General features: G+C 59.8%; 14 protein-coding genes and 1 tRNA gene. 10 read left to right on the top strand and 5 right to left on the bottom strand.

The genetic code is table 11. The features are described 5' to 3' along the window. Positions 1 to 37 precede the first annotated feature (37 nt). Together ACFSOZ_RS12780 and ACFSOZ_RS12775 are read right to left on the bottom strand one after the other, a co-directional pair. Positions 38 to 2,752, bottom strand: coding sequence for a M10 family metallopeptidase C-terminal domain-containing protein (locus tag ACFSOZ_RS12780; protein ID WP_379097980.1), 2,715 nt, complete (start codon positions 2,750 to 2,752; stop codon positions 38 to 40). 662 nt (positions 2,753 to 3,414) lie between these two features. Beyond that, on the bottom strand, positions 3,415 to 5,679 hold the full coding sequence (locus ACFSOZ_RS12775) for a CAP domain-containing protein (RefSeq protein WP_379097977.1): 2,265 nt from the start codon (positions 5,677 to 5,679) through the stop codon (positions 3,415 to 3,417). Positions 5,680 to 6,279: 600 nt separating this feature from the next. Here ACFSOZ_RS12775 and ACFSOZ_RS12770 point away from each other — a divergent pair. Next, the gene (locus ACFSOZ_RS12770; protein WP_379097974.1) at positions 6,280 to 6,633 is read left to right on the top strand and encodes a hypothetical protein; all 354 of its coding nucleotides are present in this window, start codon (positions 6,280 to 6,282) and stop codon (positions 6,631 to 6,633) included. 227 nt (positions 6,634 to 6,860) lie between these two features. On the opposite strand, the gene ACFSOZ_RS12765 is transcribed toward ACFSOZ_RS12770, so the two are convergent. From ACFSOZ_RS12765 to ACFSOZ_RS12755, 3 genes are all read right to left on the bottom strand, one after another. Beyond that, positions 6,861 to 6,950 (bottom strand) — tRNA-Ser (locus ACFSOZ_RS12765). Positions 6,951 to 7,046: 96 nt separating this feature from the next. Beyond that, the gene (locus tag ACFSOZ_RS12760; protein ID WP_379097971.1) at positions 7,047 to 8,204 is read right to left on the bottom strand and encodes a tyrosine-type recombinase/integrase; all 1,158 of its coding nucleotides are present in this window, start codon (positions 8,202 to 8,204) and stop codon (positions 7,047 to 7,049) included. Continuing rightward, positions 8,194 to 8,706 carry a hypothetical protein gene (locus tag ACFSOZ_RS12755; protein ID WP_379097968.1) on the bottom strand — a complete coding sequence of 171 codons (513 nt, stop codon included), beginning with the start codon at positions 8,704 to 8,706 and terminating at the stop codon, positions 8,194 to 8,196. Before ACFSOZ_RS12755 ends, ACFSOZ_RS12760 begins: the two co-directional genes overlap by 11 nt. 156 nt (positions 8,707 to 8,862) lie before the next feature. On the opposite strand from ACFSOZ_RS12755, the gene ACFSOZ_RS12750 reads away from it, so the two are divergent. The 9 genes from ACFSOZ_RS12750 to ACFSOZ_RS12710 all read left to right on the top strand — a co-directional run bounded on the left by ACFSOZ_RS12750 (position 8,863) and on the right by ACFSOZ_RS12710 (position 13,738). Next, a complete protein-coding gene (locus ACFSOZ_RS12750; protein WP_379097965.1) occupies positions 8,863 to 9,042 on the top strand; it encodes a helix-turn-helix domain-containing protein in 180 nt (59 codons plus the stop codon). After that, a complete protein-coding gene (locus tag ACFSOZ_RS12745; RefSeq protein ID WP_379097962.1) occupies positions 9,043 to 9,252 on the top strand; it encodes a hypothetical protein in 210 nt (69 codons plus the stop codon). Next, positions 9,227 to 9,601 (top strand): hypothetical protein, encoded by a 375-nt coding sequence (locus tag ACFSOZ_RS12740; protein WP_379097959.1) that lies wholly within the window; start codon positions 9,227 to 9,229, stop codon positions 9,599 to 9,601. Before ACFSOZ_RS12745 ends, ACFSOZ_RS12740 begins: the two co-directional genes overlap by 26 nt. Next, positions 9,598 to 10,725, top strand: a complete 1,128-nt coding sequence (locus ACFSOZ_RS12735) for a DUF3631 domain-containing protein (RefSeq protein ID WP_379097956.1) — start codon at positions 9,598 to 9,600, stop codon at positions 10,723 to 10,725. Before ACFSOZ_RS12740 ends, ACFSOZ_RS12735 begins: the two co-directional genes overlap by 4 nt. Positions 10,726 to 10,825: 100 nt before the next feature. Continuing rightward, positions 10,826 to 11,299, top strand: a complete 474-nt coding sequence (locus ACFSOZ_RS12730; protein ID WP_379097953.1) for a hypothetical protein — start codon at positions 10,826 to 10,828, stop codon at positions 11,297 to 11,299. Between the two features lie 50 nt (positions 11,300 to 11,349). After that, entirely contained in the window at positions 11,350 to 12,327 is a 978-nt protein-coding gene (locus ACFSOZ_RS12725; protein WP_379097951.1) for a hypothetical protein, read from the top strand. Between the two features lie 175 nt (positions 12,328 to 12,502). Next, entirely contained in the window at positions 12,503 to 12,718 is a 216-nt protein-coding gene (locus ACFSOZ_RS12720; RefSeq protein ID WP_379097948.1) for a hypothetical protein, read from the top strand. 217 nt (positions 12,719 to 12,935) lie between these two features. Beyond that, complete coding sequence (locus ACFSOZ_RS12715; protein WP_379097946.1) at positions 12,936 to 13,544, top strand: MerR family transcriptional regulator; 609 nt, start codon at positions 12,936 to 12,938, stop codon at positions 13,542 to 13,544. Positions 13,545 to 13,576: 32 nt separating this feature from the next. Next, positions 13,577 to 13,738 (top strand): hypothetical protein, encoded by a 162-nt coding sequence (locus tag ACFSOZ_RS12710; protein WP_379097943.1) that lies wholly within the window; start codon positions 13,577 to 13,579, stop codon positions 13,736 to 13,738.

The raw sequence follows: 13,738 nt of genomic DNA, 5'->3' as shown, positions 1-13,738 counted from the left end.
GGCGGCCACGTCCGCTTCGGACGAACGGCAGACCTCATTACACCACGACGAAATCGGCGTTGGTCACCGTCAGGTTGGCAGCCAGCGTAGCAAAAACGGTCGAGCCGCCTACTGCACTGCCGTTGCTGTCATAATAGAGCCAGCCGGTGTCGGTCTCGTAGATGATGTGATCGTTGCCGTCGCCGGCAAGACCTGTGGTGTTCTTGACGAACTGGTCGGCCGTCAGCGTGCCGTTGCCGCCGAGCGCTGCAAAGGTCGCATTGTCGACCTGGATGGTGTCTTCGACCACCGAGAAGTCGGTGATGTGGTCGACATTGGTCGAGGCGTCGAGAGCCGTGGTGAAGACGAAGCTGTCCTGACCCTGCGCGCCTGACAGCGTGTCGTTGCCACCGAGGCCATTGATGATGTTGTTGCCGGAATTGCCGCCGATGACGTTGGCAATCGAATTGCCGGTGCCATTGATGGACGCGGCGCTGCGCAGCTGCAGGTTCTCCAGTTCCTGGCCGGAAAGGTTGAAGCTGACATAGGCCTGCACATTGTCGGTGCCTTGACCAATCACATCGACCACGTGATCGCCGGCATTGTCGACATAATAGGTGTCGTTGCCCTGTGCTCCGCTCATCGTGTCGGCGCCGCCAAGGCCGTCGATGATGTTGTTGCCACTGTTGCCGTTGATGATGTTGGCAATCGAATTGCCGGTGCCGTTGATGGAAGCGGCGCTGCGCAATTGCAGGTTCTCCAGCTCCTGGCCGGACAGGTTGAAGCTGACATAGGCCTGCACGTTGTCGATGCCCTGGCCGATGGTCTCGATGATATGGTCGCCGGCATTGTCGACATAGTAGGTGTCGTTGCCTTGAGCGCCGCTCATCGTGTCGGCGCCGCCCATTCCGTCGATGATGTTGTTGCCACTGTTGCCGTTGATGATGTTGGCAAGAACATTGCCGGTGCCATTGATGGATGCGGCGCTGCGCAGTTGCAGGTTCTCCAGATCCTGACCGGAAAGGTTGAAGCTGGCATAGGCCTGCACATTGTCGGTGCCCTGGCCGATGGTCTCAACCACGTGATCGCCAGCATTGTCGACATAATAGGTGTCGTTGCCCTGAGCACCGCTCATCGTGTCGCCGCCGCCGAGGCCGTCGATGATGTTGTTGCCGGAATTGCCGTTGATGATGTTGGCGATGGAGTTGCCGGTGCCGTTGATGTTCGCTGCACCGCGCAGCTGCAGCTTCTCGAGCTCCTGGCCGGACAGGTTGAAGCTGACATAGGCCTGCACATTGTCGGTGCCCTGGCCGATGGTCTCAACGACACGGTCGCCGGCATTGTCGACATAGTAGGTGTCGTCACCGAGGCCGCCCCGCATCGTGTCGGCGCTGGCACGGCCATCCAGGACGTTGTTGGCGGAATTGCCTATCAGCGTGTCGGCGCCGAAACCGCCGTTGGCATTCTCGATTGTCGCCCCGAAGGCAATTGAAACATTGCCGTGGAGACCGCCGATGTTGGAGAAACTGCCTGCCGCCAAACTGATGAGCTGGGCTTGGCTGAAGCCGGACGCATCCAGTGTATCGACACCACCCGCATCCCAAATGCAGATCGCAGGCGAGGTGTTTATGGCGAAGTTGTACACGTCTCCTGCATTGGAACCAAAACCGTAGACGGAGTTGCCCGTGCGCGTCGTCATATTGGCGCCGTAGAGCTGCTGAACCGCCAGAATGTCATACAACATCAGCGTGTCAGGGTAGTCATTTAAGTCCGATGTCCCATAGGCCGAAGCCCCGGTGTTGGTTTCGTCAAAATAGCTCATCACGCTGTATTGGTTGCTGTCCTGGATGAACTGGGCATCGTTGTCGTAGGTAGGCCCTGATCCAGACCCGGCATTGTATTCGCCGGGATGTGACAGGCCGATCGCGTGGCCTGTTTCGTGCAGGATCGTCTCATAATCGTAAGAGCCGATCGGCAGACTTGCCGGGTTGACGGCGTCGGTGTTCAAATACACATCCCCGGAAATGTCGCCCGGCGCCGTCGTTCCCGGATAGATTCCGTAGGCTCCAGCAGGATCTGTTTCCGATGTGTAGTTTCCAAACAGCATCGTCGCGTTGTTGCTGGTGCCGCCGGGATTGACTTGCGTGAAAGTCAGGCCGCAGACCGACGAATAGAAGGCAAGCACCGACTTGACGGCAGCGACTTCCGCGGCGGTCAACTGGCTGAAGGGGGCAGCAACTAATTGCGAGTCCGTGCAATTGACGTCCGACGTACGCACGGCCCATGTCACGGTCGCCGCTTGCCCGGGCGCGCTGCTCCAACTGCTTGCCGGCCTCAGGATTGCGCCGGCCCCCATCAATTCGTCATAGCTGGCCCGGGTTCCGCTCACTACGGAAACGCCGTATTGCCCCGCGTAATCATCGTTAAATGAGCCGGCATTGATGAAGTAATCGCCGGTGGTCAAGGCCGTGTAGGTAATCGTCGAATAGCGGTACTCGCCCGAGATGACGTCATCGTTGGACGCAACCAATGTTCCAGATGCGTTCATGAGAGCCAAGAACGTATCCTCGACATTGTCGCCGACGGTTGAACTGACACGCGCGCCTTCACCGACTTCCGCAAATGTATAGGTCTGGCCCGCCACCAGGTGGACCCGGTACCAATCATGGTCGCTGCCCGAAGACAGATGGCCGGTCGCTGTCTGGCCGACTGCCAGGGTGTAGCTCGTGGCGGTGGATGCTGCCGCATCCGTTGTTTCGGTGACGTTTGGCATTGCCTTCCCCGTTTGCCCTTCCAGCGGCCGTACCGCTCAATATCCACAATGGCCGCGAGGTTCAGAACCTGCGCCTGTCCGACTGCCTTATTCGCTGCCGTTCACCTTGCCACTTCGAGTGCCCTCCGAAGAGCTTCCTGATTTTCCGCTGCCGGCGCTGCGGATCCGCGGGACAGGGTTGTGCTTGCTGAGGTCCGACAAATGCCACGACGATAGCGCCTTTCCGTGGACCGGCCTGGCCTTGACCAGGCGACCGCCCAAAATTTCTCGGCTTGGTGACAGTAGCGACCATCCATGCCTGCCGCCATCATGATCGGCCATAGTCGCATTCCGAAATATACAATCGTTTTCCGCGCAGCAGAACGCTGCCGGTCAACTGCTGAGCATCTGTTTTCGAAATCCTATGCCCAAAGCCCGCTAAATTGGTACTGTATGTCGTGCATGCGTTCAACGCGGTTCTTACTGACAGGCTGAAATTCTGCTTAATTCGCCCATGTACCGGCGCGCTTTGACGGTATTGGTTTGTTGTTGCGAACGAGCTGGGTAGTCCGTTGCCCCTGCGAGAATCTGAACGATCCAGTCGCAATTCTTGCGCATCACAAATTCTGAACCGTTGAGGAAACCGGCGGCTTCCTGCTTCTCATTGTTGGATTAGGCTTCCCTCACACCACGACGAAATCGGCGTTGGTCAGCGCGAGGTTGGCGGCCAGCGTGGCAAAATGGGTGGAGCCTCCAGCGGTGCTGCCGTTGCTGTCATAGTAGAGCCAGCCCGTGTCGGTCTCATAGATGATGTGCTGGCTGGTATTGGCAGCGGTGCCCGACGCGTTGGCGACAAACTGATCGGCCGTCAGCGTGCCATTGCCGCCAAGAGCTGCAAAGATCAAATTGTCGACCTGGATTGTGTCGTCGGCCACCGAGAAGTCGGTGATGTGGTCGACATTGGTCGAGGCGTCGAGAGCGGTGGTGAAGACGAAGCTGTCCTGACCCTGCGCGCCGGATAGTGTGTCGTTGCCACCGAGGCCATTGATGACGTTGTTGCCGGAATTGCCGCCGATGACGTTGGCAATCGAGTTGCCGGTGCCGTTGATGGACGCGGCGCTGCGCAGCTGCAGGTTCTCCAGCTCCTGGCCGGAGAGGTTGAAGTTGACATAGGCCTGCACGTTGTCAGTGCCCTGGCCGATGGTCTCAACGACATGATCGCCGGCATTGTCGACATAGTAGGTGTCGTTGCCTTGAGCGCCGCTCATCGTGTCGGCGCCGCCAAGGCCGTCGATGATGTTGTTGCCCGAATTGCCATTGATGATGTTGGCAAGAGCATTGCCGGTGCCGTTGATGGACGCTGCACTGCGCAGCTGTAGGTTCTCCAGCTCCTGACCGGACAGGTTGAAGGAGACATAGGCCTGCACATTGTCGGTGCCCTGGCCGATGGTCTCAACGATATGGTCGCCGGCATTGTCGACATAATAGGTGTCATTTCCTTGAGCACCGCTCATCGTGTCGGCGCTGCCAAGGCCGTCGATGATGTTGTTGCCCGAATTGCCATTGATGATGTTGGCAATGGAATTGCCGGTGCCGTTGATGTTCGCTGCACTGCGCAGCTGCAGGTTCTCCAGTTCCTGACCGGAAAGGTTGAAGGAGACATAGGCCTGCACATTGTCGGTGCCCTGGCCGATGGTCTCAATGACATGGTCGCCGGCATTGTCGACATAATAGGTGTCGTTGCCCTGAGCGCCGCTCATGGTGTCCGCACCGCCAAGGCCGTCGATGATGTTGTTGCCGGAATTGCCATTGATGATGTTGGCAAGAGCATTGCCTGTGCCGTTGATGGACGCCGAGGTGCGCAGTTGCAGGTTCTCGATCTCCTGACCGCCCAAGTTGAAGCTGACATAGGCCTGCACATTGTCGATGCCCTGGCCATTGGCCTCGATGACATGGTCGCCGGCATTGTCGACATAGTAGGTATCATTGCCGATGCCGCCGCTCATCGTGTCGGCGCCGGCCTTGCCGTCCAGGAGGTCGCCTCCCGAGGAACCATGTATGGCCTGGGTGCCGTCGGTGCCGGTCAGCGTCAAGGCGTTCGTGCCAAGTCCAAAAATGGTCGAAATGCCGTTCACAGCTGTCACCGATACTGACGTGCGGATTGTCGATTGGCCCATCAGGTCGATCTTGGCATTGAAGCCAGCAGCGATCGTCGCAGTGAGAACCACCGGCGTCACCTGATCGCCACCAGAAAACGTGATGGTTTTGAGGCCGGCCGTCACCTCTTCGGAATAGCCGCCGGCGCTGCCGCCGACCGTGCTCGGTCCGCCGCTAACGGAAACCGTTATGCCGGCGCGCCCTTCGCCGATCGAATAGAACTGGTCGGCAGTCACGGTGTCGTTGAAGGCGACTCCGGTAAGAAACTGGCGGTTGGCGCCTGGCCGGCCAAAATCTTCGGTCAGCATCGTCGCGTTCAAGCCCTCATAGAGGCCTTGGGCCTGGCCGACACCAACCTCCTGAAAGTCCGGATTCATCAAATTGACGCGGTGGCCACGGCCATCGATGCCTGCGTCGACAAACAGATCTTCATGGAGCTGCAGCGTCATCGCCGGTGTGAGAACGCCGGAAGTCGATCGAAACGCGATGTTTTCGCCTGCCCGATCGAAGCTGTAGCCAGCGGCCGTCATCCGTTCGAATGGATCGTGGCCGCCCAGATCGTCATGCGCGAAGTAGTCGTTGTCGATCATGTCCTGGCTATGAGCCCGCGCCACACTGAGCAGCGTATCGTTCATCGCCAGCGGCTGCTTCATCGCCGTGGAGATGGTCTCGTCGGACGGGACCCCCTCATTGAGGGCAATGCCGTATCGTGCGGCTTCCGCGGCTGGGTCGAGCCGCGCGCGATTGACCAGTTCAAGGATTGCCTGCTCGACAGCACTCTGATTGGCCATGGCCTGTCCCATTCAATATTGTCCGAGTATTATTTTAGGCAAAATATTGCCGAGCACCAGTCGGCTCGGAGCGAGCCTGCGCAAAAGCCTTGCCGTCCAACGCGTGAACCGGCGCTGACAGAACTGACTGGTGGCGGGCGTCCTCGACTAGGGCAGCTGGCCGACCACGCCGGCTCATGTTCTTGTTGGTAGCTATTGATCTTATTGCTTTTCCTTCAATTTTCATGGCGGAGGAAGTGCCCGCCGGTTTTGGCGTATTTGTCGCCTCTAACCTCTTGTAAAAGCTCCTACAAACCAGATAGTCGCAATCTTGGCTGTGAACGGTCGGCGGAGCAGCGCCGCTAGCGCTATCCATACCGTCAGTTTCACCTTGTTCATAGCAGGCAGGTAAGCAGCTACGGCCCGCGCCGAAATTCAAATGGCCGCGAGAGCGATAGCAAAAACTAGGGACTTCAGTCTTAGTTGAGCTATTGCTAATGTGTCTATAGTTTAGGCAGTGCGGGGGGACATCACACCTTTCCCGAGTGGCCGGTGCGGCGAGCTTCACCCAAGCATCCGATCGCACCGGCCATTTCAGTGTCGATATCGGGAATTGTCAGATTGGATGCTGCACGCATTAGCTTCGAGGCCAGGCGACGGGCAGACTCGGTTGCGCCGCCGCCCAGACTTGATCCTTTCTGGGCAAGTGCGGCGGAGGCGGCGATAGCCGGCAGCGTGGTTGCTGCTTTTTGTTGGCTTGGCGGCGGCAGTCACATGGCGGGTGCGATCGGCATAAGTATGATTTTGGCATTTGCGCTGCCGTATATCTATCTCCGGAGAAAGCAGCGGAAGAACAGTGAGGCCTTTGATACGGAGTACATCCGCTTGTTGGAACGAGAGAGGGCAAGAGAGAAAAGCTTGGCTGCCGCCAACCAAGTCGCTTCCGGTAAAACAAAAGCTCGCCTGACGAGGTGAGGGGTGAGGAGATTACGCCGAAGGCGGAGAAGCGAGAGTCTGAAGCCGATTGATGACGAGGCTTGGGCGGTGTGTCTATTGACGCCAGCAATGGCTGCCGAACTCGCAGCCTGATTGCGGACAGCCAAGCAACGAAGAGCCCGCTTCCAGCGGGCTTTTTTATGGTTAGGGCAGGGGTTATGATATACCCTAAATATGCACCTAAATAATTGATTTTATTATAGGTGTGGCGGAGGAAGTGGGATTCGAACCCACGGTGAGCTTGCACCCACGCCGGTTTTCAAGACCGGTGCCTTAAACCGCTCGGCCATTCCTCCGTCGTGATTTTTCAATCACTTAGGATCATCGCGCATCGGCCGTTTCTGGCAATTGGTACCGAAATGGTACCGGAGTCTTTGCCGACCGTTCGCGCTTCATTCCTCTAGGGCGCTGCGCAATGCGATGTCAACCACGGCGGCGGCGCCTTCCTGCTGCCCTGGCAGCATGTGCGCATAAATGTTCAGCGTCACCGATGGATTGGCGTGACCGGCGCGCGCCGAGACGACATGCACCGGAACGCCGCTGCGCAGCAGGTGAGTGATGTGAGTGTGCCGCAAACCGTGGAAAGTGACGTGAGGAACGCCAGCGACGGCGGCTTCGCGGGCAAACTCTTTCGAGAACGGGCGAGGGGTCCGAATGCGACCGTCCCAAGTTGGAAACGCCAGATCCTTGTCATCTTTGCCTTGGCCTAACTTCAGGCGATGCTCTGCAAGTTCCTTGCGATGCCGACGCAGCTCGACGACCAGACGCGCGGGCAGGGCGATGGTCCGCCGGCTGCGATCGGTCTTCGGTTCCTTGATCGCGAGGCCGGCTTTCGTTTCCTCGACGACCTGGGAGACCTGCAGGCTGCCGCGGTCAAGGTCGATGTCTTTCCAGCGCAACGCCAGCACCTCGCCGCGCCGCATACCGGTGGAAGCCGCCACCATGACAGGCATATAGATCGATCGGCCTTTCAGGTGCCGCAGGAGGCTCGCCAATTCGTTGTCGTCAAGAACCTGTATTTCCTCCGCGCGAACCTTCGGAGTGGTCTGGACGCCTGCCATGGGCGAAATGCGCAGCTTCCGTGCCTTCACCGCCGACGACATGATTTGCGACAGCAGCCTGTGGATATGCTGGACGGTCTGAGGCGAAAGCCCGCCCTTGCCATCGCGCCGGCCGGCGGTCCTTAGGTGCTGGTAAAACTCGTCGATCTTGGTGCCGTCCAGCTTCTGCAGAGCAGTCGCGCCGAGGCGCGGGATGATGTGCTGCTCGACAATCTCGCCGTAGCGTTCGAGTGTCTTCGCCGACGCCTTGGCCGGGGCGATCGTCGATATCCAATGCCGGCAATATTCCGCGACCGTGGCGACCGACCTTTCAACGAAGGTTCCTTCGTCGACCTGATGTAGGCGCCGGTTCAATTCGGCTTCAGCCTCTTTCTTGGTGCCGCGCACCGTGGCAACTTGGGTTAGGCGCTTCCCGGTAACGGGATCGGTGCCGAGGTCGAACTTAATGCGCCAAGATGACTTGCCGCGACGAGTGATGTTACCGCGCATCGCTGCCTCCCTTGGTGCTATCTGCCCGCACGCGCAGAAGCACTATTTCGCGCACCATGGCGGAGATGTTGATAATCAGCGCTCGCCTCGTTCCATGCAGCCGAATTTGCCGTACCTCCTTCCATTGGTAGTCGAAAGCTTTGCCATCGCCAGTGATCGGCGCGGCCATGAACCGGGGCTCGCAATAGAAGCAGAGTTCGTCCGCGCCCTGACGTCCAAATGCCTTCTTGAAGTGCTCGAAAATGTCGGGCCACGACTCTCGTATGAACGTCACGACAGTCGTAGGGTCGATGCCAAATTCCGCCAACTCGAGGCAGAAGGCCCACTGATACACCTGCTCGTCGTGGTACCAGATCTTGGTGCCACGCCCTGGGTGTGAGCCGAGTGGCACGCCCAGCCGCTTGAGGTGCTTCAACCTAGCCCTGAACGCTTTCCCCTGAACGTCCGATCCCAGCTTGTACATTCCGGCGAGCACGGCTTCGGCGGCTGCGTATGTGAGCATTTCAATTTCCCCGGTTGTCGCGGCTCATTCCGCTTTATCCCTGTGAGTAGTGTAAGTGTGCACTTGACGATTGTAAACCCCGTCCGATATCTATTAGTGCATCGGTGCACTAGTGGTTCGGGATGGTCCCGACCGGCACCGCGATAGGAGACTGGAATGGTCGAAGTCACTCGCCAGACCATCACGATCGCCGAGGCCGCCAAGGCTTTGGGGATTGGCCGCAACGCCGGCTATGAGGCCGCACACAGGGGAGAGATTCCCACGATCAAGATCGGCAAGCGGATCTTGGTTCCGCGCGCGGCCCTGGATAAGATGCTGCGCGGGGAGGCCGCGTAGATGGCTCCCGAGCGCGAAATCCAATTGATCCTGGCGGCGGCGGCATGGTTGGCCGCGACGCCGAAGAGCCAGAGGCCGAAACCCGTCATTGTCGAAATGCGTGAGCGGCACGGTTTGACTGCCGCCCAGGCGATTGTGGCGATCCGCTACTGCCAAGATTTTCAGAGCAAGGAGGAAGCAGTCAATGACAACTGCGCATTCTCCCTTTGAAACGCGAAGCTCGACCGCCAGGGCAGCGGCCGAGCCATCAGGAGAGTCGACGGGCGGGCAGCAAATCGACCGTTATAATGTTACATCACACAGCCCTGAGCAGCAAGCCGTGCCGGCGCCCGTCCTTTCGTCCGTCCGGATGGCGCGCGGCCACCTCCTGAACGCCGCGTTTCGTTTGGACGACGAAGGCTATAGCTGCCGCCTGCTCAACAGCCTCAACGATGGAACCGCCACGCTGCTCGCAGAATGGCATGGCCGGCGCCGGCCGAGCATCGCCGAGGAGCTGCCGTCCTATGTCGTCGCCGCCGCGATCGAGTGGCGAGCGCTTCGTGACAGGAGGCGCGCATGATGGAGGCCGACGACTTCGCCGCCGAACTGCTCGATGAGGTTTACAACTTCGTCGGCCGGTTCGTTGCCTATCCTTCCGAGGCCGCGCACGTCGCGCATGTCCTATGGCTGGCTCATTGCCACATGATGGACGCATGGGAATCGACACCCCGGATTGCGTTCCTGTCGCCGGAGCCGGGATCCGGGAAAACGCGTGCTCTGGAGATTTCCGAGCTGCTCGTCCCCAGGCCAGTCGAGTCGGTGAACGTCTCGCCGGCCTATCTATTCCGCAAGGTCGCGGACGAGGCCGGTGCGCCCACAATCCTGTTTGATGAGATCGACACGATTTTCGGCCCGAAGGCCAAGGACAACGAGGAAATTCGTGGCTTGCTCAACGCCGGCCATCGTCGCGGCGCGACCGCCGGCCGCTGCGTCGTCCGGGGCAAAATCATCGAAACCGAAGAACTGCCGGCGTATTGCGCGGTGGCGCTGGCTGGGCTCGGCGATCTGCCCGACACCATCCTAACCCGCTCGGTGATCATCCGCATGCGGCGCCGGGCTCCAGACGAGGCGGTCGAGCCGTATCGCCGCCGCGTGCATAAGCCGGCTGGCGATGTAGTGCATAAGCGCCTGGCAGGATGGGCCGAGTTCATCTCCGCAGACGTCGGCAATCAATGGCCGGAAATGCCGGCAGGCATAAAGGATCGCGATGCCGACGTCTGGGAACCGCTCCTGGCCGTCGCCGATGCTGCTGGCGGACATTGGCCGGCACGTGCTCGTGTTGCGGCTGTTGCGCTTGTTGCGCTCTCTAAGGAGAGTACACCCAGCCTTGGTGTTCGACTGCTCTCCGACATCAAGACCATCTTTTCGGATAGCGAGGTACTGGCAACCGAATCCATATTGACCCGGCTTTGCGCGCTCGATGAATCGCCGTGGTCAGACATGAGGGGAAAACCTCTCGATGATCGACAACTGGCACAGAAACTGCGCCCTTACGGCATCAAGCCAAGAGTTGTCAGGATAGGGACTGCAACACCACGCGGCTATCACATGGCCGACTTCATTGATCCGTGGCGCCGCTACCTGTCTACACCTCCCCAAGAAAGCGCAACAACCGCAACAAGCGCAACAGCGGTGGCGGCATGAAACCCGCCGACCGCGTTCCGTGCCTCGCAATTACATGCGCTTTCGTTGACAATGCAGGCAGATTGTTCACCAAACGGCAGGTAATTCTGAGGGCGAGGCCATGACGGTTCCCGCCCGCCTCGAGCCGATCGCCTCCCCGGCCGCGCATCTCATCTCGGCCTGCATCGCCGCCGCGACCGTCCGTCTTGTCCTGGCCGATCTCGGCGAGGATGAGCGTGTGGCCCTCGCATCAGTCGAGCCCGAATCCCTGCTCGCCTTCGCGGCCGCGCTCTCGCCAGCGCATCGCCAACGCGCATCTCTCGACGTCCGCGACGGTGCAATCCGGCAAATAGCCGTCTTGGGCTTCACTGCATCCGACATAGAGCGGGAGATGCGCAACTATGCCGGCAACGGCTGGCGCCGCGATCGGATTCTCGGCGAATGCCCGGGTCGCTACGCCGGCAGGCCGCAGGCCTGGCTATGGCTGGCTTTCAAGGCGCACCCTGTACCTCTCAAAAGGGCACGTATCTCCCAAGTCATTGAAAACGTTCAATCTACATGGCACTCCGTCACCCCTTCGGATTGCCAGCAATAGCTCGCATAGTGGGTCCAACAAACAATTTCCCTCAACCGGAGCCGCGCATCATGGCCTTCGCAACTCGGAACTTCGGCACACCAAGCGACGTCGCCGATCTGCTGCCGGCAACAGCGTGGGCGAGACTGGTGGCGCTGCGCGAAGAACGCGAGGATCTCCACGCGGCATTGATAGCAGTGACGGACGCGTACCAGGCAGCCTACAAGGCCAAAGGCGAGGCAAAAGGGCGCCTCGACATCCTCACGATCAAATCGGTCGCTGATCGCTATGGGCAAACCATCCTCCATAAGGACGATCATCCCTCAGTCGTCGCGGCCAAAGCCGACCTCGCCAAGGCCACAAAAGACGTGGAGCGGGCCACCGAGAAGCGCGACGCACGGTCTTTTCGCTGGAAGCAGGTGGCGAGTCTGGTCACAGCGGTAGAGCAATATCTGTCCTCGGCGCCTGGACCTCTTGCCGCCTTCACAGGCGCGGTCAAGAAGCCGGCCAGCATCGAGGCCGCACGCAAGACAATCGCAACACTCGTCGCCGATCGGCAGGAAGTGAAGGCCGCTCCAATCCCGTCCGCCAAGGTCAGGGCAACCATACGCGCCGAGATAGACTCTCTCGCCGAAAAGGGCAGACCGTCATTGTTCGGCGCCGTCGAATACGGTGAAGCCATCGGCTGGCCTAAGCTCGACCTGCCTGTCTCAACGCTCGGTCTGATGGTCAATAACGAGACCAACACTCACATCATCGGACGCGCCAATGCGGAAGGGCCGAACACCTTGGCCCTGTTCGCCTGGTTGCATCGTGATGCTTTGCTCGCCGCGCTCGACAAGGAGATCGCCGAGGTTGCTGACGATGGCGCCGCGCTCGACGACGAGACCAGGGGCAAGAAGCTGGCACAGATTACGGACGCTCTCCTCGACGCCGAGCGAGGCGAATGCGCCCTCATCGATGCCGACGGCGACACCGCAACATATCGATCCGACACCGATCCCCGCGCGATGTTGGCCATCACTGGCCCGGCACCGCGCGACGAATGAGGTTAAGCAAGGTGGTGGTGATCCTTCCCCCACATGACAAGGGACCGGGCGGCACACAACGTCGGCCGGTCTCATCTCATTGGCCGCGTGTTTCTGTCAGTTCGCGCAGCCATAGGGCCGGGAACTTCTCAGCGGTTGATCCCGGCCCGCTCAATTGCCGCGAGGAATACTGACCATGGACGATCAGGCAGCAGCCTTCCGTGAGCGCTTCGGCGACTTCGAAAGCCGCCGTGCGGTCGGCATCCACATAGGGCCGGGCCCTCGCCCTGGTGACATGATGGGGCTGATCTTCGACCTCGCCGGCGGCGGTACCGTGAAGGTGGCAATCCATACCGACATACTCATTGATGCTCTGCAATCGAATGGTCGATCGAAGGTGACGGTGTCATGAGCAGAATGGCGATGCTCTGCTGTTGGGTTGCATACGGCCCGCGCCCTGCAACTATGGCGGGTCCTAGTCAGACCGCTGCACGTATGCGGGGCGGCGTAGCACGAACCCTCTCTAGGCACAGGTGTCCAGAACTTGTGCATGACCACATGCAACCAGCTCAAACCCTTTTGCATCGCGACTTCCCGCGCAATGGAGAAGTAAAGTCATGTCAACCTTGATGAGCTTTTCGCAATATGCGGATGCGATCGGCGTAAATCCGTCAACGGTGTCGAGAGCGGTCGCCAAGGGCGCGATTCCGGTTGTGAAGTTGGCAGACGGCAAAAGGCTGATCGACCGCGCCGCTGCCGATTCCGCGAGGCGTCGAAATGGGAACATCAGCAGTGGCCATGGGGGCCGTGCTGACCGGACTGTTCGCCGGCACGCCACATGGAAAGCAAGGACAGAGACCGGATTCGAGCCGAGTGTGTTGGCGATCTTGAACGTCATGCGCAGCTTGTGGCCGCCGCTCATGAAGCAGGCAATGAGCGTGCTCGGCGCCGCCGAAATCGACCAGGCGCGGGCAGTGTTAGCTCTTGCCGAAATGTCCGCCTACCTCGCCGCAATGGTGCATCAGGAGTCCTCCAAATGTTGGGATTACCGCAAGGTGCTGGAGCCCTCGGCGCTACCGACATTCGAGGATGAAGAGGCACGGGCTTTCTACTTGAAGTGGTGCGACACGGAAGGCGCCGGCGCGGCCTGGATCGACGAGATCGAAGGCGATGGCCTGCCGGGCGGAATGGAAGTCGCCGACCTCATGTGCGACGCCGGCCATGCGGCCCGGCCATGATCCCAATTCTCACCCCGGCTTTGGTCGAAGCCTTGAGCCTCATCGATCCGCGAGTCCGCGTGATGGTGCGCTTGGGGAATATCGGCGCGGCGAGAGTTTGCGTGCGCCAGATCCTGGCCGACACGCCGATCGAAGCGATCAACGAAACGGAGCGGCGCCTTGCCGCGATCAATGGCAGGAAAACAAATCGATGA

This window comes from Mesorhizobium newzealandense (genome assembly GCF_042682145.1).
Taxonomy (GTDB): Bacteria; Pseudomonadota; Alphaproteobacteria; order Rhizobiales; family Rhizobiaceae; genus Mesorhizobium; species Mesorhizobium newzealandense.
Note: the sequence above shows the minus strand (reverse complement) of the source record. Positions and strands in the feature narration are given on the sequence as shown.

Excerpts from the sequence above, each read along its gene's own strand:
- ACFSOZ_RS12780 (WP_379097980.1), bottom strand. The coding sequence starts at position 2,752 with ATGCCAAACGTCACCGAAACAACGGATGCGGCAGCATCCACCGCCACG.
- ACFSOZ_RS12775 (WP_379097977.1), bottom strand. The coding sequence starts at position 5,679 with ATGGCCAATCAGAGTGCTGTCGAGCAGGCAATCCTTGAACTGGTCAAT.
- ACFSOZ_RS12760 (WP_379097971.1), bottom strand. The coding sequence starts at position 8,204 with ATGCGCGGTAACATCACTCGTCGCGGCAAGTCATCTTGGCGCATTAAG.
- ACFSOZ_RS12755 (WP_379097968.1), bottom strand. The coding sequence starts at position 8,706 with ATGCTCACATACGCAGCCGCCGAAGCCGTGCTCGCCGGAATGTACAAG.
- ACFSOZ_RS12750 (WP_379097965.1), top strand. The coding sequence starts at position 8,863 with ATGGTCGAAGTCACTCGCCAGACCATCACGATCGCCGAGGCCGCCAAG.
- ACFSOZ_RS12745 (WP_379097962.1), top strand. The coding sequence starts at position 9,043 with ATGGCTCCCGAGCGCGAAATCCAATTGATCCTGGCGGCGGCGGCATGG.
- ACFSOZ_RS12740 (WP_379097959.1), top strand. The coding sequence starts at position 9,227 with ATGACAACTGCGCATTCTCCCTTTGAAACGCGAAGCTCGACCGCCAGG.
- ACFSOZ_RS12735 (WP_379097956.1), top strand. The coding sequence starts at position 9,598 with ATGATGGAGGCCGACGACTTCGCCGCCGAACTGCTCGATGAGGTTTAC.
- ACFSOZ_RS12730 (WP_379097953.1), top strand. The coding sequence starts at position 10,826 with ATGACGGTTCCCGCCCGCCTCGAGCCGATCGCCTCCCCGGCCGCGCAT.
- ACFSOZ_RS12725 (WP_379097951.1), top strand. The coding sequence starts at position 11,350 with ATGGCCTTCGCAACTCGGAACTTCGGCACACCAAGCGACGTCGCCGAT.
- ACFSOZ_RS12720 (WP_379097948.1), top strand. The coding sequence starts at position 12,503 with ATGGACGATCAGGCAGCAGCCTTCCGTGAGCGCTTCGGCGACTTCGAA.
- ACFSOZ_RS12715 (WP_379097946.1), top strand. The coding sequence starts at position 12,936 with ATGAGCTTTTCGCAATATGCGGATGCGATCGGCGTAAATCCGTCAACG.